General features: G+C 59.4%; 3 protein-coding genes. 1 reads left to right on the top strand and 2 read right to left on the bottom strand.

The window, feature by feature from the left end; all coding sequences use genetic code 11:
* Positions 1-50: 50 nt before the first annotated feature.
* Entirely contained in the window at positions 51-419 is a 369-nt protein-coding gene (gene tnpA, locus BM177_RS21250; RefSeq protein ID WP_091686917.1) for an IS66-like element accessory protein TnpA, read from the bottom strand.
* 319 nt (positions 420-738) lie between these two features.
* Positions 739-1,197 carry a hypothetical protein gene (locus BM177_RS20430; RefSeq protein ID WP_210185950.1) on the bottom strand — a complete coding sequence of 153 codons (459 nt, stop codon included), beginning with the start codon at positions 1,195-1,197 and terminating at the stop codon, positions 739-741.
* Between the two features lie 13 nt (positions 1,198-1,210).
* Here BM177_RS20430 and BM177_RS20435 point away from each other — a divergent pair, with 13 nt between their 5' ends.
* Positions 1,211-1,360 carry a hypothetical protein gene (locus BM177_RS20435; protein ID WP_210185951.1) on the top strand — a complete coding sequence of 50 codons (150 nt, stop codon included), beginning with the start codon at positions 1,211-1,213 and terminating at the stop codon, positions 1,358-1,360.
* Positions 1,361-1,644: the final 284 nt, after the last annotated feature.

Consider the following 1,644-nt stretch of genomic DNA (forward strand, 5'->3'; position numbering starts at 1 on the left):
GTCCGTGCAGCCCGTCGCGATAAAGACCCGGCATCCCGCCGGCATCGGGATCACGACCGCAACGCCTTCAACGTCGCGGTGATCACTCCTGAGGGCGCATCCGCCCTGATCCGAACCCGGACATCCTTTATATCCACCTCGATGACGCCCGCGTCGGAAACGTTCGCCGGCCGCAATGTCGATGGCGCCGCCGGCGCCGTCTCGATGATCACCGGAGCAAATCCGCAAGCGTGAGCGCTTCGATCCCGCCGCGCCGCTCGGCGCCATCTATAAACGAGGCTCGTGCACACATCCTCGCGACGCGCAATGTCGGCGACCACGGCGCCGGGCTCCGCAATCGCCGCCAGGATCCGAACCCGGTCTTCGTCGCTCCACCGCCGACGGCGTTTGACGCCCGTGATCAATGTCATCCGACCCATACTGTGCAGCTAGCCTCGCTCATAAAGCCGACTTAGCTGCGCAGCATCACACCCCGCTCGATTTTGAGAAGGCGGCCCACCGCGGCTTGCGATTACCCACATCTCGGCCTGCTGTTCATTTCTGCGCCGAGGTGAATGTCGGCTAGCCGGCGTAAGCCTCGCCAGACGACAGTGTTTCGGGGTGGAGGGTCGGACGCCCTCGCCAGGTAACCCCCGAGGCGGGCAAGCTTCGTCAGGTAAAATTGAAGAGTGTTCTGTTTTGCGCCTCGGTTTCCGGAATTGCGGACGAGGTGGTTAAGGATTTTGATCTCTGGGGGCGTCAGCGCAATTGTTGGTGGAGGTCCGGGGCCGCGCGAGCCATCATGGTCAACCACACCACTCGCCAGCTTACGATGCAGAACACGGCGACCAAATTCGCCAACCGATCCGCGGCCCGCAACTTGGCGTCTTCGGCGCGGCAGCCCGACTTCAAGATTTTGTGGAAGACCTCAATCTTCCAACGCGTAGCGTACCATCGGATCTTTTCAACGGCTTGTTCAAAGCTTCGCACATCGAAATCGGTCAGGAGCTTCCAGACGATTGGCTTGCGCCCCGACGGCGCGTTGATTTCGGTTGCGTGGATTACGCTCAGCTCGAGCGAAGGGTAACGCTTCTGCTTTCCGATAGGCGGCAAAACAATAACCCGCTTGAACCGGACATCCAGGGAGGCGTGGCTGATCTCGTCCTGATCACCGCGAACCTCGATCGCAAGAACTCCGGCGCTTGGCGCCGCCTGCATTTACGGACACCGTATGGTCGCCATCGCCAGCAAGGCGGTTCACAACCGTTCGCACAACAAAATGCGTGCCAAGCTCCTTGGTCAGACAATAGAGTTCGTAGATGTCGCTTTCTCTGTCTCCTACGTGGATGCACCGCTCGGGGCGGCCGAGCAGCTCAACTGATTGACGAAGATTTTCTAGCCAGCGAACGCTCTCCTTCTTCTCGATGGGGACGCGCGTCGGATTGATTTTCCTCTTGAGCTGTGCGGTCCCCTTGAACTTTTCTCGGTTCCAATCGACTGTGAGCGCAGCCGGTGAAATCCGAAAAATGCCCGGGATTATAGAGCGGCGGGAGATTTTTCTTTCAGGCTGTGACCTGCCACTGAGATTTTCCTCCACGAGGATTTAGAGTCCGGCCTTTCAGAGGACGGACAGATGAAGCGAGCACGGTTCACGGAAGAGCAGAT

Origin of the sequence: Methylocapsa palsarum, from assembly GCF_900114285.1 — a bacterium.
GTDB classification, from domain to species: Bacteria; Pseudomonadota; Alphaproteobacteria; order Rhizobiales; family Beijerinckiaceae; genus Methylocapsa; species Methylocapsa palsarum.